The sequence below is a fragment of the Massilia sp. Masssp94 genome (assembly GCF_059491305.1).
The window spans coordinates 1,436,040-1,456,968 of sequence record NZ_CP168501.1 but is presented as its reverse complement, the minus strand read 5'-3'; the positions used below and the strand labels follow the sequence as shown (position 1 = coordinate 1,456,968).

At 64.7% G+C, this 20,929-nt stretch carries 14 protein-coding genes; 11 read left to right on the top strand and 3 right to left on the bottom strand.

Annotation, left to right across the window (positions count from 1 at the left end; all coding sequences use genetic code 11):
- The first annotated feature begins 134 nt into the window (after positions 1-134).
- The 5 genes from glnA to corA all read left to right on the top strand — a co-directional run bounded on the left by glnA (position 135) and on the right by corA (position 5,970).
- Entirely contained in the window at positions 135-1,550 is a 1,416-nt protein-coding gene (glnA, locus tag ACEN9G_RS06235; RefSeq protein ID WP_413337478.1) for a type I glutamate--ammonia ligase, read from the top strand.
- Positions 1,551-1,712: 162 nt separating this feature from the next.
- Complete coding sequence (locus tag ACEN9G_RS06230; protein WP_483126500.1) at positions 1,713-2,228, top strand: DUF4124 domain-containing protein; 516 nt, start codon at positions 1,713-1,715, stop codon at positions 2,226-2,228.
- Between the two features lies 1 nt (position 2,229).
- A complete protein-coding gene (gene glnL / locus ACEN9G_RS06225) occupies positions 2,230-3,315 on the top strand; it encodes a nitrogen regulation protein NR(II) (RefSeq protein ID WP_413337480.1) in 1,086 nt (361 codons plus the stop codon).
- A 63-nt stretch (positions 3,316-3,378) separates the two neighbouring features.
- The gene (ntrC, locus tag ACEN9G_RS06220; RefSeq protein WP_413337481.1) at positions 3,379-4,887 is read left to right on the top strand and encodes a nitrogen regulation protein NR(I); all 1,509 of its coding nucleotides are present in this window, start codon (positions 3,379-3,381) and stop codon (positions 4,885-4,887) included.
- A 114-nt stretch (positions 4,888-5,001) separates the two neighbouring features.
- Positions 5,002-5,970 carry a magnesium/cobalt transporter CorA gene (corA, locus tag ACEN9G_RS06215; protein WP_413337482.1) on the top strand — a complete coding sequence of 323 codons (969 nt, stop codon included), beginning with the start codon at positions 5,002-5,004 and terminating at the stop codon, positions 5,968-5,970.
- A gap of 55 nt (positions 5,971-6,025) precedes the next feature.
- Here the strand turns inward: corA and ACEN9G_RS06210 are convergent, their stop codons facing one another.
- The gene (locus ACEN9G_RS06210; protein WP_413337483.1) at positions 6,026-8,713 is read right to left on the bottom strand and encodes a TonB-dependent receptor; all 2,688 of its coding nucleotides are present in this window, start codon (positions 8,711-8,713) and stop codon (positions 6,026-6,028) included.
- Positions 8,714-9,012: 299 nt separating this feature from the next.
- Positions 9,013-10,629 carry an NAD(P)/FAD-dependent oxidoreductase gene (locus ACEN9G_RS06205; protein WP_413337484.1) on the bottom strand — a complete coding sequence of 539 codons (1,617 nt, stop codon included), beginning with the start codon at positions 10,627-10,629 and terminating at the stop codon, positions 9,013-9,015.
- A gap of 702 nt (positions 10,630-11,331) precedes the next feature.
- Between ACEN9G_RS06205 and ACEN9G_RS06200 the strand changes: the two genes are divergently transcribed.
- The 4 genes from ACEN9G_RS06200 to ACEN9G_RS06185 all read left to right on the top strand — a co-directional run bounded on the left by ACEN9G_RS06200 (position 11,332) and on the right by ACEN9G_RS06185 (position 16,812).
- On the top strand, positions 11,332-14,205 hold the full coding sequence (locus ACEN9G_RS06200; protein ID WP_413337485.1) for a TonB-dependent receptor domain-containing protein: 2,874 nt from the start codon (positions 11,332-11,334) through the stop codon (positions 14,203-14,205).
- A 112-nt stretch (positions 14,206-14,317) separates the two neighbouring features.
- Positions 14,318-14,932, top strand: coding sequence for a TetR/AcrR family transcriptional regulator (locus tag ACEN9G_RS06195; RefSeq protein WP_483126499.1), 615 nt, complete (start codon positions 14,318-14,320; stop codon positions 14,930-14,932).
- 62 nt (positions 14,933-14,994) lie between these two features.
- Positions 14,995-15,801: an oxidoreductase gene (locus tag ACEN9G_RS06190; RefSeq protein WP_413345345.1), complete on the top strand. Its 807-nt coding sequence runs from the start codon at positions 14,995-14,997 to the stop codon at positions 15,799-15,801.
- 3 nt (positions 15,802-15,804) lie between these two features.
- Positions 15,805-16,812, top strand: a complete 1,008-nt coding sequence (locus tag ACEN9G_RS06185) for an NADP-dependent oxidoreductase (RefSeq protein WP_413345346.1) — start codon at positions 15,805-15,807, stop codon at positions 16,810-16,812.
- A 7-nt stretch (positions 16,813-16,819) separates the two neighbouring features.
- On the opposite strand, the gene ACEN9G_RS06180 is transcribed toward ACEN9G_RS06185, so the two are convergent.
- Positions 16,820-17,545, bottom strand: a complete 726-nt coding sequence (locus ACEN9G_RS06180) for a 16S rRNA (uracil(1498)-N(3))-methyltransferase (protein WP_413387048.1) — start codon at positions 17,543-17,545, stop codon at positions 16,820-16,822.
- A gap of 84 nt (positions 17,546-17,629) precedes the next feature.
- Between ACEN9G_RS06180 and tkt the strand changes: the two genes are divergently transcribed.
- Both tkt and gap read left to right on the top strand, forming a co-directional pair.
- On the top strand, positions 17,630-19,663 hold the full coding sequence (gene tkt / locus ACEN9G_RS06175; RefSeq protein WP_413340616.1) for a transketolase: 2,034 nt from the start codon (positions 17,630-17,632) through the stop codon (positions 19,661-19,663).
- A 219-nt stretch (positions 19,664-19,882) separates the two neighbouring features.
- Positions 19,883-20,893, top strand: a complete 1,011-nt coding sequence (gene gap, locus ACEN9G_RS06170) for a type I glyceraldehyde-3-phosphate dehydrogenase (protein WP_036235159.1) — start codon at positions 19,883-19,885, stop codon at positions 20,891-20,893.
- Positions 20,894-20,929 lie beyond the last annotated feature (36 nt).

The window sequence follows — 20,929 nt, the reverse complement described above, 5'->3', positions numbered from 1 at the left end:
ATTGAGCGCCCTCAAAGTAATCATTATTTATTTGCTCATGGAAAAATGCTGGCATAATTTCTGCTTAGAAGGTTATGCGCCTGTCGCATGCCCGGTTGGCATCGACACCCCTTTTTGACTTAGGAGATACTGGAATGGCAAGGACCGCCGCAGATGTAATGCAGATGCTGAAGGACAACGAAGTCAAGTTCGTTGATTTGCGTTTCGCCGATACCCGCGGCAAGGAACAGCACGTGACCGTTCCCATCTCGCACTTCGACGAAGACAAGTTCGAATCCGGCCACGCATTCGACGGCTCGTCGATCGCCGGCTGGAAAGGCATCGAAGCATCGGACATGCTGCTGATCCCTGACCCGAACACCGCGAACATCGACCCGTTCTTTGAAGAGACGACCGTGTTCATGCAGTGCGACGTGATCGAACCGTCGGACGGCAAGGGCTATGACCGCGACCCGCGTTCCATCGCCAAGCGCGCCGAAGCCTACCTGAAATCGTCGGGCATCGGCGACACCGCCTACTTCGGCCCGGAACCGGAATTCTTCATTTTCGACTCCGTCCGCTGGAAAGTCGACATGTCGGGCTGCTTCGTCAAGATCGATTCGGAAGAAGCTTCCTGGTCGACCGACAAGGAATTCGAAGGCGGCAACAGCGGCCACCGTCCGACCGTCAAGGGCGGCTACTTCCCGGTCCCGCCGGTCGACAGCTTCCAGGACATGCGTTCGGAAATCTCGCTGATCCTCGAATCGCTGGGCATCCCGGTCGAAGTGCACCACCATGAAGTGGCGGGCGCCGGCCAGATGGAGCTGGGCACCAAGTTCTCGACCCTGGTCGAGCGCGCCGACTGGACGCAGAACCTGAAGTACGTGATCTGGAACGTGGCCCACAGCTACGGCAAGACCGCCACCTTCATGCCGAAGCCGATGAACGGCGACAACGGCTCGGGCATGCACGTCCACCAGTCGATCTGGAAAGACGGCAAGAACCTGTTCGCCGGCGACGGCTATGCCGGCCTGTCGGAAACGGCCCTGTTCTACATCGGCGGCATCATCAAGCACGCCAAGGCCCTGAACGCCATCACCAACCCGGGCACGAACTCGTACAAGCGCCTGGTGCCGGGCTACGAAGCCCCGGTCAAGCTGGCTTACTCGGCCAAGAACCGTTCGGCATCGATCCGCATCCCGCACGTGGCGAACCCGAAAGGCCGCCGCATCGAGACCCGCTTCCCGGACCCGCTGGCCAACGTCTACCTGTGCTTCGCAGCCCTGCTGATGGCCGGCCTGGACGGTATCCAGAACAAGATCCACCCGGGCGAAGCCGCAACGAAGGACCTGTACCACCTGCCGCCGGAAGAAGACAAGCTGATCCCGACGGTCTGCTCGTCGCTGGAAGAAGCGCTGGACGCCCTGAACAAGGACCGCGAGTTCCTGACCCGCGGCGGCGTGTTCAGCGATGCCATGCTCGACGCCTACATCGACCTGAAGATGCAGGAAGTCCAGCGTCTGCGCATGACCCCGCACCCGGCCGAATTCGACATGTACTACTCGTCGTAATTCGTTGGCATCACCCGGTGTCACATTGAAAGCGATTGACACCGGAGTGTATCCACACGGTAACGAAAACGCGGGGAAAGCCAGCCGGCTGCCTCGCGTTTTTTACTGGATGGGGTATAGTCGGAAGCTTCCCAACCATGCATCCAGACTGACCTGATGCGAATGACAAGCTGCTTCCTCCTGCGTCTGTTGTTGCTCGCAGGACTTGCCGCGCACGAGGCGCGGGCCGATTCCGTCATCTACAAATGCGTCGACCAGAACGGCCGGGTGGAGTTCACCGACATCAATAAACCGGGCTGCAAGGTGCTCGACCTGCCGGGTTATGTCGCATCCACGCCCGCACCGGCGCCGCGCGCCGCGCCCGCTGTGGCGATGCGCCAGGGCGCAGGGCGCCCCGCGGCCGCGAGTCCGAATCCCGCCGGCTTCCCGCGGGTGGACACGGCCACGCAGAAGGCGCGCGACGACGACCGCCGCACGATCCTCGAGGACGAGTTGCGTGCCGAGGAGCGCAAGCTGGCGGACCTGAAGCGCGACTATAACAACGGTGAGCCGGAACGCCAGGGCAACGAAAAGAATTACGCGAAGTACCAGGAACGCGTGGCCCAGATGCGCGACAACATCGGCCGCAGCGAAAAGAACGTGGAAGCGCTCAAGCGCGAGATCGCCAACATCAAATGACATGAACGGGACATCGGCCCAACTTCTCCAGCACGACCGTTTCGCAGGCCTCGACATGCTCGCCTCCGCCGTGCTGGTGGCGGATGCCGATGGGCTCGTTCGCTACGCCAACCCGGCCGCCGAGCACCTGCTCGACATGTCAGCCAAAGCGCTGTCGCGGCAGAAGCTGGTCGGGTTGTTCACGAACGGCGACGAACTGGGTGTCCTGTGCGAACAGGCGATCGCCCACAAGTATGCCGACCTGCGCCAGGACCTGACGCTGTTCCGCCCCGCGCGCGACCCGCTGCACGTGCACAGCATCGTCAGCGCGGCGGGCGAGGCCGAGGTCGTCGTCGAGCTGCGCGAGAACGTCCAGCAACTGAAGACCGACCGCGAGGAGCGCCTGCTCGACCAGAGCCTGGCCAACAAGGAACTCATCCGTAATCTCGCCCACGAGATCAAGAACCCGCTGGGCGGCATCCGCGGCGCGGCCCAGCTGCTGGAGCTGGAACTGCCGGACGTGCACCTGAGTTCGCTGCGCGAATACACGCAGGTGATCATCAAGGAGGCCGACCGGCTGCAGACGCTCGTCGACCGCCTGCTGGCGCCGCACCGCCGCCCGCACATCGTGGGCGACGTCAACATCCACGAAGTGTGCGAGCGCGTGCGCAGCCTCGTGCTGGCCGAATTCCCGTCGGGCCTCGCGATCCGGCGCGATTACGATGCGTCGATTCCCGAGTTCCGCGGCGACAAGGAACAACTGATCCAGGCGGTCCTGAACATCGTCCACAACGCCGCCCAGGCCCTGCGCGCGCGCATCGCGGCGGGCGACGCCGAGATCGTCCTGCGCACGCGCGTGGCGCGCCAGGTGACGCTGGCGAAGGTCCGTTACGGCCTGGCATTAGACTTGCATATCATCGACAACGGACCTGGCATCGCCCCCGATATCCGCGACCGCATCTTCTATCCGCTCGTCTCCGGGCGCGAAGGCGGCAGCGGTCTCGGGCTGACCTTGGCACAGACCTTCGTGCAACAGCACCTGGGCCTGGTCGAGTGCGAGAGCCGGCCTGGATTGACGGATTTCCGCATCCTGATTCCCCTGCCATAAGCGGGTGAAGACGAGGGGCGTACCCGGCAATCCCCCTTGAACCTTCGCGGGAAGTAGAAATACATGAAACCAATCTGGATTGTCGACGACGATGCATCGATCCGCTGGGTGCTGGAAAAGGCCCTGGCGCGCGAGAACCTCGCCACCCGGAGTTTTGCCAGCGGCCGCGAAGCGCTGGCGGCATTCGAAACGGACACGCCGCAGGTGCTGGTGTCCGACATCCGCATGCCGGGCGAATCGGGCCTGGACCTGCTGGCGGCCGTCAAGGAACGCCATCCCGGCCTGCCGGTCATCGTCATCACCGCCTTTTCCGACCTCGACTCCGCCGTCGCCTCGTTCCAGGGCGGCGCCTTCGAATACCTGGCCAAGCCGTTCGACATCGACAAGGCCGTCGCCCTGATCCGCCGCGCGCTCGAGGAGAGCCTGCGCGAGACCAGCGTCGACATCGCGCCGTCCGAAACCCCCGAGATCCTGGGCCAGGCGCCCGCGATGCAGGAAGTCTTCCGCGCCATCGGCCGCCTGTCGCAGTCGAACGTGACGGTGCTCATCACGGGCGAATCGGGCACCGGCAAGGAACTCGTCGCGCGCGCCCTGCACAAGCACAGCCCGCGCGCGCAGCAGCCGTTCATCGCGCTCAACACGGCCGCGATCCCGAAAGACCTGCTGGAATCCGAACTGTTCGGCCACGAGCGCGGCGCGTTCACCGGCGCGCAGGCGATGCGGCGCGGCCGCTTCGAGCAGGCCGAGAACGGCACCCTGTTCCTCGACGAGATCGGCGACATGCCGTTCGACCTGCAGACGCGCTTGCTGCGCGTGCTGTCCGACGGCCATTTTTATCGCGTGGGCGGCCACCAGCCGGTGAAGGCCAACGTGCGCGTGATCGCGGCGACGCACCAGAACCTGGAACAGCGCGTGCGCGACGGCCTGTTCCGCGAAGACTTGTACCACCGCCTGAACGTGATCCGCCTGCGCCTGCCCAGCCTGCGCGAGCGGCGCGAAGACATCCCCATTCTGGTGCGCCACTTCCTGGTGCAGAGTGCACGCCAATTGGGCGTCGAGACCAAGCGCATGAGCGACGAAGCGCTGCGCTTCCTCACCGGCCTGGAACTTCCCGGCAACGTGCGCCAGCTGGAAAACCTGTGCAACTGGATCACGGTGATGGCGCCGGGGCAGACGGTCGAAGTGAAGGACCTGCCGCGCGACCTGACCCAGGCGCAACCCGTGCCGGCCGGCGGCAACGGGTTCGCCGTCGGCATCAGTTCGGGCGTGGGCACCGTCTCGCTGGCGGCGCCGTCTTCCAGCATCGTGCACCACGCCGAACCGGGCGCGCTGCCGAACGGCGCCGACGGCTGGATCGGCCTGCTGGAACTGCAGGCCGCGCGCATGCTGTCGGAAGGGCAGGTGGAGGTGATGGACGTGCTGGGCCGCCAGTTCGAATCCGCACTGATCCGCACGGCACTGAAGCACACGCACGGCCGCAAGAACGACGCGGCGATCCGGCTCGGGATCGGACGCAATACGATCACGCGCAAGATTGCCGAGCTCGGCATTGATGGGGCAAAGGACGAATAAGGTCCGGGGGACCTTATTCGAAAACGCGTAAGGTCCGGGGGACCTTATTCGAAAACGCATACGGTAGCGCCCATGGTGTAAGCTCTGTCATCCTAGCAACAACGTTTCGATGACATGCTGATCAACTGTGTCGCCTACCAGGAAGGCAAGAAGCTGTCCGACATCCCCGTCGAGGACATCAGCGACTACCTCTGCAAACCCGGCTGCTTCGTCTGGGTTGCGCTGCGCGACGCCACCGACGCCGAAATGGCGCAGATGAAGGAAGAGTTCAGCCTGCACGAACTGGCCGTGGAAGATGCCGCGCGCGGCCACCAGCGCCCCAAGATCGAGGAATACGGCGACTGCCTGTTCACCGTCGTGCACATGCTCGACCTCGTCGACGGCGACCACATTGCCACCGGCGAGCTGGCGATCTTCGCCGGCACGAACTACGTGCTGTCCGTGCGGCGCGATTCCGCCAAGGGCTTTTTGGGCGTGCGTGCGCGCGCCGAGCGCGAACCGCATCTGCTGAAGATGGGTTCGGCCTTCGTCATATACGCGCTGATGGACGCCGTCGTCGACCGCTACTTCCCCGTCGTCGACATGCTCGAATCCGAACTCGAAACCGTCGAGGACCGCATTTTCACGCACGGCGCCCAGCGCGAGAACGTCGAGCGCCTGTACCAATTGAAGCGCAAGGGGCTCGTGCTGCGCCACGCCGTGTTCCCGCTGCTGGAAGCGATCGGCCGGCTGCACGGCGGCCGCGTCCCGCCGCTCGTGCAGGGCACCGAGGATTATTTCCGCGACGTGCACGACCACCTGATCCGTATCGCCGGGCGCCTCGACGCGATCCGCGACACGATCAGCACCGCGATCCAGGTGAACCTGTCGATGGTCTCGATCGACGAGAGCGAAGTGAACAAACGCCTGGCCGCGTGGGCCGCGATCTTCGCCGTGTTCACGGCGTTCGCGGGCGTGTGGGGCATGAATTTCAAGTACATGCCCGAGCTGGAGTGGAAGTGGGGCTATCCGATGGCGCTCGCCGTCATGGTCGGCGTGTGCGCCTACCTGTACCGGCTCTTCAAGAAGGCCGGCTGGCTATAAAAAAACGCCCGGTGCGCGCTGCACCGGGCGTTTCGTCTTCTGCGAGCGGTTCAGCTTAGAACGTGTAGTTCACGCGCGCGTAGAAGGTGCGGCCCAGCGGATCCGTGTAACGCGGATCGTAGCCGGCCTGGAACGTGTAGTCCTGGTACGACAGCGGCGGATCCTTGTCCAGCAGGTTGCGCACGCCGACGGTCAGGCCCAGGCCCTTCTTCTGCTGCCATGCGCCGAACAGGTCGAACGTCGTGTAGGAGGCGACGTGGTTGGTCGGATCCTGGTCGATGTAGCCGCTCTTGTAGCGGGCGGTCAGGCCGGCCGACCAGGCGTCGCGGTTCCACACCACGTTGTTGGTCGACTGCCAGCGGAACACCGGACCCGTGCCCGAGTACACGCCGACGTTCTGGTGCCACTCGCCGCCTTCCGTGTTCTGGTACTCGTACCTGTGGACGTAGGTCGTGTTCGACGCGAACGAGAACGTGCCGTAGCCGGCGCTGCGCAGGCGGTAGTTGGCCGACAGGTCGATACCGTTGGTGATGATGCCGCCCAGGTTCTCGTTCAGGCGCTCGATGTAGCCGCAGGTCGCCGGATTCGGGCACTGCGAACCGTCCACCGACAGTTCGCCGGCCGGGTTGCGGTGGTACCGGGAGCCGTACTTGACGTTGTCGGCGAAGATGTCGTCCAGGCTCAGCACGCCGATCTGGTGGTCCAGCTTCAGGGCCCAGATGTCGACGCCGACGCTCAGGCCTTTCAGCGGCTCGATCATGATGCCCAGCGTGGCGTTCTTCGACTTCTCGGGCTGCAACGCGGGGTTGCCGCCACCCAGCACCTGGAACTGCTGGCCGCAGTTCGCGGCGCGCGAGTGGCCAGGCAGCGGGTTACCGCCCGGGCAGTTGACCGGGTCGTCATACGTGCCGGCGCTGTTGGTGAAGGTCTGGGCCGAGTGGATGTCGTACAGCGACGGGGCACGGAAGCCGGTCGAGTACGAACCACGCACCAGCACGGCCTGCGTCGGCTGCCAGCGGAACGACACTTTCGGGTTCGTCGTGTTGCCGAAGTCGCTGTACTTGTCGTAGCGGACCGAGCCCGTCACGTCCAGGGTCTTGAGGATCGGCACGTTCAGTTCGCCGTAGACGGCGTACGTGTGACGCGAGCCCGAGTTGAGCGTGTTCGGGTCGATACCGGTCGAAGCGACGACCTTCTCGGCGAACTCGGTATTCGCGGCGCTCGTGAACTTGTCGTACGTCGTTTGCGCGCCCAGCGCCACGGCGGCGCCGCGGCCGGCGTTCAGCCAGTCGCCCAGCTCGCGGCTGGCGTGGAAGTCGAGGCCCGTGGTCTGGCCGCGCGCGGTCTGGATGGTGCCCGACAGTGCGGCCGAGTTCAGCAGTGCGGTGCCGGCGGCGGACTGTTCGCCGAACGGGTTGATGATGCCGTCGCGGACGCCTTGGGTGATGAGGCCGCCGTCGCTGTAGCCGAACAGCTGCTCCTGCACGCGGTTCTCGTTCCACGAGACGGCGCCGTCATAGTCCCAACCGGCGACGTTGCCGTTGAGCGAGACGACCAGGCGTTGCTGGCGGTTCGTGTTCTTGTCCTGGCGCACGCCGTTCGGGATGTCGCGCCATTTCACGTGCGCGAAGCCCGGCTTCACGCCGGCCGGCATGAACGGTTCGGTGTAGGTCGGGTCCAGGCCGGCCGGGTAGTACGGGTTGGCCGTGCCGTCCGGGCGCAGGCGGTTCATGTACAGGCCGCCGTACGGGACCTGGGCGATGGTGGTGCCCACGACGCTCTGGCTCGTCAGGTACTCGACGCCCAGTTCGTGCTGGCCCAGTTTCAGGGTGCCGCGGATCAGGCCGGAGTCGCGGATGTTGCGCGGGATGTAGTCGACGAACGACGAGGTCGTCATGATGCAGCCGGAACCGCCGTCCGGGATCGTGTGCACGCCGGTCGTGCAGCCCGGGCCGGCCGGGTTGACGCTGTCGCCGCCCTGGTAGTAGTTGGCCGGGAAGGTCGACGTCGACAGGCCGCCCGGGTAACGGGTGTTGTACGAGCGGTCGGTGCCGGTCAGCGGGTACTGTTCCTGGTGGTCGATCACGGCCGAGATGTTCCAGCCCTGCGTATCCAGGTCACCCCAGCCCAGCGCGACGTTCGCGTTGATCGAACGGCCGCCGCCATGCGACGGGACGTCTTCGCCGAAGGTGGCACTGCCGCCCTGGTAGTTTTTCTTCGTGATGAAGTTGATCACGCCGCCCACGGCGTCGGAGCCGTACAGCGACGATGCGCCGTCGCGCAGCACTTCGACGCGCTCGAGCGCGGCGAACGGGATCATGTTCAGGTCCGGTGCCGAGCTGTCGTAGGCGTTGTTCGCCAGGCGGCGGCCGTTCAGCAGCACCAGGGTCTTGTTCTGACCGATGCCGCGCAGGTTGGCGAACGATGCGCCGCCCGTGCTGGAACCGACCGACTGGCTGGTGCCTTGCTGGGCTTGCGAGACGCTCAGGTTCGACATCACCTGTTCGATGGTGGTGAGACCTTCCTTCTTCAGGTCTTCGACACGAAGCACGGTAACGGGTACGGCCGTTTCCGCATCGATACGCTTGATCGCCGAGCCGGTGATTTCCACACGCGCGATCGGCGCCTGTTGCACTTCCTGGGTTTGTGCCAGGGCGGTGCCGGCAAAACCGAAGCCGGCTGCCAGCGTCGTGCCGGAGAATACGAGGCGCAGGGTGCGCGCCATGGTTTTTTCTGTGAGCATCTCTTGGTTCCTGTTTTTGTAGGTTACAAGTTTGAAATAGTGGATCGCCAATATTTCAAGAACAGTAAACATACACCACAGAAACTAAAATTCGCGCAAATTTGTGGTGTAATTACGTCAAAAACAGACAGATTTGCATTAGCGCTTGTAAGAATCTGAAACAATATTTCTTTGTGAAATTAAGTATGTATGTACGACATGTTTTTGTACATATGTCTCAATTGGCGGAAATACGTTGTTTCGGCCATGCGGGCGCGCGCCGGCCGTGCGACCGGCGCCGGGGATGAGGCAGTGGAAGATCAGCCGACCATGGCCAGTGCGACGGCTTCCGCGACGCGGATGCCATCGATCGCAGCCGACATGATGCCGCCCGCGTAGCCGGCGCCTTCGCCGGCCGGATACAGCCCTGCCGTGTTCAGGCTCTGCAGGTTGTCGTCGTGGCGCTTGATGCGGATCGGCGACGACGTGCGGGTCTCGACGCCGGTCAGCACGGCGTCTTCCTTGTAGTAACCCTTGATCTGCTTGTCGAATGCGACGAAGGCTTCGCGCAGCGCGACGGTGGCATAGTCGGGCAGGGCCGGGGCGAGATCGGTCAGGTGCACGGCCGGCTTGAACGATGGCGTCACGCTGCCGAATTCTTTCGACGGCACGCCGCGCACGAAGTCGCCCATCAACTGGCCTGGGGCATCGTAATTGCTGCCGCCCAGCACGAAGGCGCGCGATTCCAGTTCGCGCTGGAAGGCGATGCCGGCCAGCGGATGGCCCGGATAGTCGGCCGGGGTGATGCCGACGACGACCGCGCTGTTGGCATTGCGCTCGGCGCGGGAATACTGGCTCATGCCGTTCGTGACGACGCGGCCTTCCTCGGACGAGGCGGCCACGACGGTACCGCCCGGGCACATGCAGAAGCTGTACACGCTGCGGCCGTTGGAAGCATGGTGGACGATCTTGTAGTCGGCCGCGCCGAGGATCTTGTTGCCGGCGTTCGGGCCGAAGCGGCAGACGTCGATCAGCGATTGCGGGTGCTCGACGCGGAAGCCGATCGAGAACGGTTTTGCTTCGACATACACGCCGCGGTCGTACAGCATCTCGAACGTGTCGCGCGCGCTGTGCCCGACGGCCATCACGAGGTGGCGGGTCGGCATGGTCTCGCCCGTATGCAGCTTGACGCCCACGACCTGGCGCGCGTTGCCTTCCCCCTCGATCAGCACGTCTTCCACGCGCGTCTCGAAGCGGATTTCCCCGCCCAGCGCGAGGATTTCCGCGCGCATCTGTTCCACCATTTTCACCAGACGGAACGTACCGATGTGCGGCTTGCTGACGTACAGGATTTCTTCCGGCGCGCCCGACTTCACGAATTCGTTCAGGACCTTGCGGCCATAGTGTTTCGGATCCTTGACCTGGCTGTACAGCTTGCCGTCCGAGAAGGTGCCGGCGCCGCCTTCGCCGAACTGCACGTTCGATTCCGTGTTCAGCTTGCGCTTGCGCCAGAAGCCGAAGGTGTCGACGGTACGCTCGCGCACGATCTTGCCGCGTTCCAGCACGAGCGGCTTGAAGCCCATCTGGGCCAGGATCAGCGCCACGAACAGTCCGCACGGACCCATGCCCACGATCACCGGCCGCGGCGTGCCCGGTGCGGGCAGGGCCTTGGTCACGAACTTGTAGCCGGTGTCGGGCGCCGGGACGATGTGCGGATCGCGCGCCAGCCGGGCCAGCACGGCCGCCTCGTCGCGGACTTCCACGTCGAGGGCGTAGATCAGGACGATGGCGGTCTTCTTGCGCGCGTCGTAGCTGCGCTTGTAGACCGTGAAGTCGATCAGGTCGTCGCCGGCGATGCCAAGCCGGCCGACGATGGCGTCGCGCAGGGCGTGGTCGGGGTGATTCAGGGGCAGTTTGAGTTCGTTAATTCGCAGCATGATGATTGGTGGGCCGGCGCGCGGCGGCGCCGGACGGGCGCCGTGCCGGCGGCGGCAGATCGGTACAGGCGCCAGTATAAGGCATCGGCCACCCGGACCGGCAGGAAAGGCCGCATCCGATGACCGGATGGATGAGCCGGTTTCCCTCGTTTTGTGTTGTAGGCAAGCAACCGACGTTGGCCTCCCCCCATGCATGGTGGCAACGTGAACATCATACGCAGGGAACGCGTTTCCAACCGAAATGCGTAACGTTCAGAATTTTCCTGTTGCGGTGCGTTGAGGATATTCGGCATCGAAAGCAACCAATATGCATGCCAAGTTCTTCTGACTCACTTCGATAGTGCAATATTTGTTCAAAACAAAACCCTTTATGGTGCTGCGCCGCACCAGGGAAAAGCGTGAATTCTTCGGCGCTTTAAATGTGTTGTTTATACACATTTCGGCAATTGTGTTTTATTGACACTTTTGCTTTTGCTATGGTTTTATCGACAAATCAGTAACGTTTGATATCCAGGAAACGTTAATTGAGAGGGTTCGTCCTACAGGGCGAATGATGAAAAAACACAGCAATTAGTGTGGAAGTCACCAGTAGTTTAAACGCACCAGGCCAAAAGCCTTTGCAGGCAACGGGGTGCAAGCGTCGTGCCTGCATGTGGTGAACGTAAAAAACCACTTTGAGAGATCCGAGAAGGAGAAGTATTCATGACGTTTAAATTGAAGTCGATGCCATTGGCGATTTCGTGCGTTCTTGCCAGCGGCGCGTTGCTGGCAGCACCAGCAATGGCCCAGACGCAAGACGCAGTCAGCGCCCAGACCCCGGCGCGCGTTGTCGTCACCGGTTCGCTGATCAGCCGTACCGACACCGAAACTCCCACCCCCGTGCAGGTGTTGACGGCCGCCGACATCCAGAAAAGCGGCAAGACCTCCGTCGCCGAGCTGCTGAACGACCTCGCCGCCAACGGCCAGGGCACGCTTGGCACCGGCTTCTCCGGCGCATTCGCGAACGGCGCTTCGGGCGTGTCGTTGCGCGGCCTGACGGTCGGCGCGACCCTCGTGCTCGTCGACGGCCACCGCCTCGCCCCATATCCGCTGTCCGACGACTCGCAACGTTCCTTCGTCGACGTTTCCTCGATTCCATTCGACGCCATCGACTCCATCGAAGTGCTGAAGAGCGGCGCCTCGTCGCTGTACGGCTCGGACGCGATTGCCGGTGTCGTCAACATCAAGCTGAAGAAAAACCTGAACGGCACGCGCCTCGCGGCCGAAACCGGCAACACGCAGCACGGCGGCGGCAAGACGCACCGCGGCTCGATCAGCACCGGTATCGGCGACCTGGACAACGACGGCTACAACGCCTTCGTGACGGCCGAATGGCGCCGCCAGGGCAACATCAAGGTCAAGGACCGTTCGCAGTTCGAATGGGACAACGCCGACTGGCGTTCGCGGGGCGGCAACAACCTGAACCTGGGCGTGCCGACCGCGGTCAACAGCTTCCTCACCCCCACCAATACGCCGTTCCTGTACAACCCGTCGGGCACCGGCGGCGTCAACAACGCGGCCAACTTCACCTTCCTGGACCCGTCCAAGTGTAACTACCAGAAATACATGGCAGGGGAGTGCGCCGTCACCAACAACGACGGCTTTATCCAGCCGGAAACCGAGAACATCAACCTGCTGGTCGGCTTGACCAAGAAGCTGAACCAGGATTGGGAACTGGCGTTCAAGGGCTCGATGTTCCAGCGCAAGAGTCTGAACAACCGCGGTACGCCGTACCTGGCGTACACCCCGACCGCGTTCAACGGCAACACGGTCGTCGCGCAAGGCTCGGCAACGCCGGGCGTCAACGCGTTCGGCTCGACCCTGTTCGCACCGGGCGCCGCGGTCGGCAAGGGCTTCACGAATCCGTACGCAAACAATGCCCGCCTGTACGGCTACATCCCGGACGTCGATCCGGACCGCACGCTGGACAACACGGCGACGACCACCCGATTCGCCCTCGACCTGCACGGCAGCGCCTACGGCTGGGACATCAACGCCGCCGGCGGCATCACCAAGGTCAAGACCGACATCGACTACAGCGGCTACGTGAACCGCTTCGCCCTGTACACGGCGCTGCGCAACGGCACGTGGAACCCGATTGGCGGCAACGACCCGTCCCTGGTCGCGCAGATCTCGCCGCGCTTCTCGAACTCGCTGGAATCGAAGCTGAACTACCTGGACCTCGTCGGTTCGCGCGAACTGATGCAGCTGGGCGCGGGCCCGCTGGCCCTGGCGGCCGGCGTGCACTGGCACAAGCGTGAGCAGAACGCGCCGCCGGCCTCGCTCACCGCGAACGGCACGGTTGCCAGCACGACCGCGTTCGTGATCGGCGACGAGACCAACTCGGCCGTCTTCGCCGAACTGCAGGCGAGCCCGATCAAGAGTCTCGAGCTGCACGTCTCGAGCCGCTACGACCACTACGACACCTACGGCAATTCGTTCACGCCGGCGGCCAGCTTCAAGTGGACCCCGGTCCAGTCGTTCGCCGTGCGCGGCACTTTCGCCCGCGGCTTCCGCGCGCCGAACCCGGCCGAGGTGGGCAACGCCGGTTCGATCTTCACGTTCAACACGATCAGCGACCCGATCCTGTGCCCGGACGGCAAGAAGACGACGAAAGGCAACGTACCGACCGCATGCGGCATCTCGCCGATCTACGTGCAGTCGACCAGCAAGGACCTGTCGCCCGAGAAATCGAAATCGTTCACGCTGGGTATCGTCGCCGAGCCGATCCGCGGCCTGAACGCGACCCTGGACTACTACAACATCAAGGTCAACAACCAGGTCGTGACGTCGGCCGGTAACGACCCGTCGTACGTCCCGGTCTGGGTGCGTGCGCCGGCCCTGCCGGTCGATATCGCGACCGGCGTCGGCACCGGCACTGCCGTGGGCACGCCGGTCGTCGGTCCGATCCAGTACGCGCTGTCGCCGTACATCAATGCCGGCTCGACCAAGACGAGCGGTATCGAAGCGGATGTGGGCTACCGCTGGCGCCTGCCGAGCGACATGGGCATCGTGCGTGCAAACCTGAGCGCTGCCCATACGTTCAGCTACATCACCGAGGTGGCCGGCACGTCGTTCCAGCTGGCCGGCACGCATGGTCCGTCGGTCGTGTCCGGTGCAACGGGCAGCCCGAAAGACCGCGCCCAGTTCACGCTGGGTTACGCCCGCGGTCCGCTGGACATCACGGCGACGGTCAACTACACGAGCGACTTCACGACCCTGGACCCGGCGATCCCGGCGAACGACTGCGCGACGACCGCAGGCGACGTCGGCGGCCGCCTGTACTTCGACGGCCTGGATCAGCCGGCCTACTACTGCCACGTTGCGTCGTTCACGACGACCAACCTGAACCTGCAGTACAAGCTGAGCCAGAACCTGACGCTGAAGGGTTCGATCCTGAACCTGTTTGACCGCCAGCCGCCGATCGACGTGGCCACCTACGGCAACTCGGGCACGCAAACCGCGTACAACGCGTCGCTGCACCAGGCCGGCGCCGTGGGCCGTTTCTACAGCCTCGGCCTGAACTACACGTTCTGACGATGCGATCCTGAGCCCGGCGCCACCGGGCTGCTGGCCGCCCCGCAATGGACATCGTCCACTGCGGGGCGGTTTTTTTTGTCCGGACGCGCCCCGGTGGCGATTTGCTGATATGATGACCGTCATGCGAAAGAAATCGAACAAGTCGTCCGCGCAAAGCCGCAAGGAAGCCACCCACGAGCGCATCGTCGACGTCGCGGCGCGCGCCATCCGGCGCAGCGGCTACGACGGTATGGGCGTGGCCGACATCATGAAGGAAGCGGGCCTGACGCACGGCGGGTTTTACGCGCACTTCGCGTCGCGCGACGCGCTGCTGGCGGAAGCCGGCGACCGCGCGGGCGCCGAATCCGTGGCGCTGGCGGCCGGCATCGCGGCGGCCGCGCCGGCGGGGGAGGCCTTGCAGCGCATCATGGAGGCGTACCTGTCCGACGAACACCTCGGCGCCATCGAGACGGGTTGCCCGATCGCCGCGCTGGGTTCGGAAATGCCGCGCCAGGCGCCGGAGGTGCGACACGCGGCGACCATCCGCATCAAGGAAATGATCGACCTGTTGGCCCGGCAGATGCCGGACTGGGGCCAGCCGGAGGCGCACGAACGGGCGATGATGCTCGTGTGCGGGCTGGTCGGCACGGCCGTGATCGCCCGGGCCGTGGACGACCCGAAGCTGTCGAAGACGTTGCGGCTCGCGGCCATGAAGCAGTTGCTGCCTTCCGGCGCCACCACGTAGGCCTTTTTTTGCGCTCAAATATGATGACCGTCATATAGATTAACCCAATCAGGAGAACTACCATGGAAAGCAAGATCGCACTGGTCACGGGCGCGTCGTCCGGCATCGGGGCCGCCGTCGCGCAACGCCTCTCCAGCGCCGGCTACCAGGTCTACGGCACGAGCCGCCGTGGCGCGCAGGGCGGGCGCGGCGCTGTCGAGATGATCGCGCTGGACGTCACCAGCGACGAGTCGGTGCGGGACGCCGTCGCCACCGTCGTGCGGAAGGAAGGGCGCATCGACCTGCTGGTCAACAACGCGGGTTTCGGCGTGGCCCCGGCCGGTGCCGAAGAAAGTTCCATGGAGCAGGCGCAAGCGATCTTCGACACCAACGTCTTCGGCGTGGTGCGCATGACCCGCGCCGTGCTGCCGCATATGCGCAGCCGGGGCGCGGGCCGCATCATCCACATGGGCTCCGTCCTCGGCTTCCTGCCGATGCCGTACGGCGCGCTGTACGCCGCCACCAAGCACGCGATCGAAGGCTATTCGGAATCGCTGGACCACGAGCTGCGCAACTGGGGCATCCGTTCGATCGTCGTCGAGCCGGCGTACACGAAGACCCCGTTCGACGCCAACCTGCTGGAACCCGACGCCGTGCTCGACGCGTATCGCGACATCCGCGCCGCCGTCTCCGCGCGCCTCAAGGAATTGATGGCAGGCGCCGAAGGGCCGGACGTGGTGGCGGACACCGTGCTCAAGGCCGCGCAGGCGCCCCGCCCGAAACTGCGCTACACGGCCGGCACGCTGGCGAAGCGCCTGCGCCTGCTGCGCACCCTGGCCCCAAGCGCGCTGATGGATGCGGGCCTGCGCAAAGACCTGCACCTGGCCTGATCGATGAACGCACTGATACTCAAGCGCTACGGCGGCGCCGACGGGTTGGCATTCGCCGAGGTCGCCCGCCCGGCGATCCGGCCGGACGAGATCCTCGTCCGGGTCCATGCCGCCGGCCTCAACCCGGTCGACAACATGATCGCCAACGGCATGTTCAAGCCCATCCTCAAGTTCGACCTGCCGGCCATCATGGGCAGCGACCTCGCCGGCACGGTGGTGGAAGTGGGCAGCCGCGTGACCCGGTTCCAGGTCGGCGATGCCGTGTACGCCAGCGTCTTCGACCTGGGCAGGGGCAGTTTCGCGGAGTTCGTCGCCGTGCCCGAACGCGCGGCGGCCCGCAAGCCGGCGAACCTCAGCTTCGTCGAAGCGGCGTCGCTGCCCATGGTCGGCCTGACGGCGTGGCAGGCGTTCAAGGAAAGATTGCGGCTCGAACCGGGGCAGAAGGTGTTCATTCCTGCCGGGTCGGGTGGCATCGGCACCTTCGCGATCCAGCTGGCGAAGCAGCTCGGCGCGACGGTCGGCACCACGACGAGCACGGCCAACGTCGACCTGGTGCGCGCGCTCGGGGCCGACGTCGTCGTCGATTACAAGCGCGAGGCGTTCGAGCGGGTGTTGCAGGGTTACGATGCCGTGCTGGGCACGATCAAGGGCGACGGCCTGGAGCAGGCCTTGCGCATCGTACGCCCCCATGCCCGGGTCGTATCGCTGGTCGGCCCGCCCGATCCGGCCTTCGCCGCCGCGCGCGGCATGAACGTCATCATGAAATTCGTGTTCGGCCTGCTGAGCCACAAGATCCGGCGCCTGGCCAGGCAGCGCGACGCCAGCTATGCATTCATGTTCGTGCGCCCGGATGGTGCCCAGCTTGTCGCGATCGGCGACCTCGTGGAAGCCGGACGCATCCGCCCCGTGATCGACAAGGTGTTTCCGTTCGCCGACGCGAAGACGGCACTCGACTATCTCGAACAGGGGCGGGCGAAAGGCAAGGTCGTGCTCCGGATGAGCGCGGACTGACGCCCCGTCAGATGCCGCCCCAGCCGGCCGCCAGGATCGCCAGCGCCGCCAGTCCCGCCGTCTCCGTGCGCAGCACGCGCGGCCCCATCGACAGTGCCAGCGCGCCGGCTGCCCGCGCCGTCTCTTCTTCCTGGTCCGTGAATCCGCCTTCCGGCCCGACGAGCAGGGTGACGTCTTGCGGCGGCGTCGCGCGCACCCACTGCGCGAGCGAGGCGTCCGCGCGCGGGGAGAGCAGGATGCGCGTGCCGGTGGCTGGCGTCGCGAGCCAGCGGTTCGCGTCCTGCACGGGCGCGACGTCGGCCAGCCGGTTGCGTCCGCACTGCTCGGACGCGCTGACGACGACGCCCTGCCAGTGCGCCAGCCGCTTGTCGGCACGGTCGCCGGACAGGCGCACAACGGACCGCTGCGCCGCCAGCGGAATGATGCCGGCCGCGCCCAGCTCGACGGCCTTTTCGACGATCCAGTCCATCTTGCTGCCCTCCGGCAAACCCTGGGCCAAGGTGACGCGGAAGGGGAGCTCCACATCGACGGCTTCCAGCGCGATGACCTCGGCGCTGGCGCGGCGCTTGCCGATCTCGGCGAGGCGCGCGCGCACCTGGCCGCCCTCGCCATTGAACAGCACGAGCTCGTCGCCGCTCTGCTGGCGTACGACGTGCAGGTGGTGGGCGACCGCTTCCGGCAGGTCGACGACGCTGCCGGGAATGAGGGGCTGGGGGCAGTAAAAACGTGGCATGGATGGCAATCGGAACCGTTAACGAGCCGGCATTTTAAAGCGAGGTTGTCATGCTCTGGTAAAATACCCGGTTAAGGCCAGCTCGTGCCACCGCTTCCCTATCCTCAGACCCACACATCCATGAAATCTCTGCAAACCACCACCCTGATGGCCAACGCAATTCGTGCGCTGGCGATGGACGCCGTCCAGAAGGCGAATTCCGGCCACCCCGGCATGCCGATGGGCATGGCCGAGATCGCCGTTGCGCTGTGGGACGGCCACTATCGCCACAACCCGGCCAATCCGGGCTGGATGAACCGCGACCGTTTCCTGCTGTCGAACGGCCACGGCTCGATGCTGCATTACGCGCTGCTGCACCTGTCGGGCTACGACCTGTCGATGGACGACATCCGCAACTTCCGCCAGATGCATTCGAAGACCCCGGGCCACCCGGAAGTCGGCATCACCCCGGGCGTGGAAACGACCACCGGCCCGCTGGGCCAGGGCATCGCCAACGCCGTCGGCATGGCGCTGGCCGAGTGGCTGCTGGCAAAGGAATTCAACCGTCCGGGCTTCGACATCGTCGATCACTACACGTACGCATTCGTCGGTGACGGCTGCCTGATGGAAGGCATCTCGCACGAAGTCGCGTCGCTGGCCGGCACGCTGCGCCTGAACAAGATGATCTGGCTGTACGACGACAACGGCATCTCGATCGACGGCAAGGTGGAAGGCTGGTTCACGGACGACACGCCGCAGCGCTTCGCGGCGTACGGCTGGAACGTGATCCCGGGCGTGGACGGCCACGACGTCGCCGCCGTGGACGCGGCCATCGCGCAGGCCAAGCTGTCGGACCGTCCGACGCTGATCTGCTGCAAGACCATCATCGGCAAGGGCTCGCCGAACCTGCAGGGCGGCGACAAGGTGCACGGCGCCGCGCTGGGCGAGAAGGAAGTCGCCGCGGTGCGCGCGCACCTGATCTGGGACGCCGTGCCGTTCGACATCCCGGCCCCGATCTACGAAGCCTGGGACCAGAAGCAGAAGGGAGCCGCCGTCGAAGGTGCGTGGAACGAGCTGTTCGCCGGCTACCGCGCGCAATACCCGGAACTGGCCGCCGAATTCGAGCGCCGCATGAAGGGTGAGCTGCCGGGCAAATTCGAAGAGACGCTGGCCGCCGCCATCGCGTCGACCATCGACAAGAAGGAAACCATCGCGACCCGCAAGGCGAGCCAGAACGCGATCCAGGCGCTGGCCCCGGTGCTGCCGGAATTCCTGGGTGGCTCGGCCGACCTGACCGGCTCGAACCTGACCAACTGGAAGGAATCGATCCCCGTCCGTTCGGGCACCCCGGGCAACCACATCAACTACGGCGTGCGCGAATTCGGCATGTCGGCCATGATGAACGGCATCGCCCTGCACGGCGGCTTCATCCCGTTCGGCGCCACGTTCCTGACGTTCTCGGACTACAGCCGCAACGCCCTGCGCATGGCCGCGTTGATGAAGATCCGTTCGCTGTTCGTGTTCACGCACGACTCGATCGGCCTGGGCGAAGACGGCCCGACGCACCAGTCGGTGGAACACGTCTCGTCGCTGCGCCTGATCCCGAACCTGGACAACTGGCGTCCGTGCGACACGACGGAATCGACCGTCGCCTGGGGCGCAGCCGTCCAGCGCAAGGACGGTCCGTCCACGCTGATCTTCTCGCGCCAGAACCTGCCGTTCATGGAGCGTGACGCGGCGACTGTCGCGAACATCGCCAGGGGCGGCTACGTGCTGCGCGAAGTGGCGAATCCGGCCGCGGTCCTGATCGCGACGGGTTCGGAAGTGGAACTGGCGGTGAAAGCCGCCGAAACCCTGGCTGGCCAGGGTATCCAGGTGCGTGTGGTGTCGATGCCGTCGACCGACGTGTTCGAGCGCCAGGACGCGGCCTACAAGGCTGCCGTGCTGGGCCGCGGCATCCCGCGCGTGGCCGTCGAGGCTGGTGTGACGGACTTCTGGTACAAGTACGTCGGCCTGGAAGGTGCCGTGGTGGGCATCGATACCTTCGGCGAATCGGCTCCGGCCCCGGTGCTGTTCAAGCACTTCGGCTTCACGGTCGAGAATGTCGTCGCCAAAGTCAAGTCGGTCCTCCCGGCTTAACGAGGGGAGCCTCGCAAACCTACTGCGCGTTGCAGGTTCGGCCTGCGATGCTCGCTGTACCGTAAGTACAGCTGCGCTTCTCGGCCAAACCTGCGGCCGCTCGCTACGGTTTTCGAGGCCCCCGATACGCTAACGGGACGCATGGACAGTGAGACTGTCCGTACAGCTGTATTCGCGCTATGCTTCGGTGTTAGGATTTTTTTAATCAGGAGTGAATAAATGACGATCAAAGTAGCAATCAACGGTTATGGCCGTATCGGCCGCAACGTGCTGCGCGCTTTCTACGAAGGCGGCAAGAAGCAGGACATCCAGATCGTGGCGCTGAACGATCTCGGCAACGTCGAGCACAACGCCCATCTGACCCGTTACGACACGACCCACGGCAAGTTCCCGGGCACCGTCGAAGTGGACGGCGACTACATGATCGTCAATGGCGACCGTATCCGCGTGTACGCGCAGCGCAACCCGGCCGAACTGCCGTGGGGCGAGCTGGGCGTGGACGTCGTGCTGGAGTGCACCGGCTTCTTCACCACCAAGGAAAAAGCCTCGGCCCACCTGAAAGGCGGCGCCAAGAAGGTCATCATCTCTGCACCGGGCGGCAAGGATGTCGACGCCACCATCGTGTTCGGCGTGAACCAGGACGTGCTGAAGGCCACGGACACCGTGATCTCGAACGCATCGTGCACCACCAACTGCCTGGCCCCGCTGGTCAAGCCGCTGAACGACGCCATCGGCCTGGAAAACGGCCTGATGACCACCGTGCACGCCTACACCAATGACCAGGTGCTGACCGACGTGATGCACGAAGACCTGCGCCGCGCCCGTTCGGCCACGCAGTCGATGATTCCGACCAAGACCGGCGCCGCCGCCGCCGTCGGCCTCGTGCTGCCGGAACTGAACGGCAAGCTGGACGGCTACGCGATCCGCGTGCCGACCATCAACGTGTCGATCGTCGACCTGTCGTTCATCGCCAAGCGCGACACGACCGTGGAAGAGATCAACAAGCTGATGAAGGACGCATCGGAAGGCGCGCTGAAAGGCATCCTGACGTACAACACCGAGCCGCTGGTGTCGGTCGACTTCAACCACAACCCGGCCTCGTCGAACTTCGACGCGACCCTGACCAAGGTGTCGGGCCGCCTGGTGAAGGTCTCGTCCTGGTACGACAACGAGTGGGGCTTCAGCAACCGCATGCTGGACACCACCGTGGCGCTGATGAACGCGAAATAATCGGGTTCTGCACCATGAAAAACGCTCCCTCGGGAG

Bases quoted from the DNA above. Each gene is read 5' to 3' on its own strand.
- gap (WP_036235159.1), top strand. From the start codon at position 19,883: ATGACGATCAAAGTAGCAATCAACGGTTATGGCCGTATCGGCCGCAAC.
- ACEN9G_RS06230 (WP_483126500.1), top strand. From the start codon at position 1,713: ATGACAAGCTGCTTCCTCCTGCGTCTGTTGTTGCTCGCAGGACTTGCC.
- ACEN9G_RS06185 (WP_413345346.1), top strand. From the start codon at position 15,805: ATGAACGCACTGATACTCAAGCGCTACGGCGGCGCCGACGGGTTGGCA.
- ACEN9G_RS06190 (WP_413345345.1), top strand. From the start codon at position 14,995: ATGGAAAGCAAGATCGCACTGGTCACGGGCGCGTCGTCCGGCATCGGG.
- ACEN9G_RS06210 (WP_413337483.1), bottom strand. From the start codon at position 8,713: ATGCTCACAGAAAAAACCATGGCGCGCACCCTGCGCCTCGTATTCTCC.
- ACEN9G_RS06200 (WP_413337485.1), top strand. From the start codon at position 11,332: ATGACGTTTAAATTGAAGTCGATGCCATTGGCGATTTCGTGCGTTCTT.
- ACEN9G_RS06205 (WP_413337484.1), bottom strand. From the start codon at position 10,629: ATGCTGCGAATTAACGAACTCAAACTGCCCCTGAATCACCCCGACCAC.
- glnL (WP_413337480.1), top strand. From the start codon at position 2,230: ATGAACGGGACATCGGCCCAACTTCTCCAGCACGACCGTTTCGCAGGC.
- corA (WP_413337482.1), top strand. From the start codon at position 5,002: ATGCTGATCAACTGTGTCGCCTACCAGGAAGGCAAGAAGCTGTCCGAC.
- ntrC (WP_413337481.1), top strand. From the start codon at position 3,379: ATGAAACCAATCTGGATTGTCGACGACGATGCATCGATCCGCTGGGTG.
- glnA (WP_413337478.1), top strand. From the start codon at position 135: ATGGCAAGGACCGCCGCAGATGTAATGCAGATGCTGAAGGACAACGAA.
- ACEN9G_RS06180 (WP_413387048.1), bottom strand. From the start codon at position 17,545: ATGCCACGTTTTTACTGCCCCCAGCCCCTCATTCCCGGCAGCGTCGTC.
- ACEN9G_RS06195 (WP_483126499.1), top strand. From the start codon at position 14,318: ATGATGACCGTCATGCGAAAGAAATCGAACAAGTCGTCCGCGCAAAGC.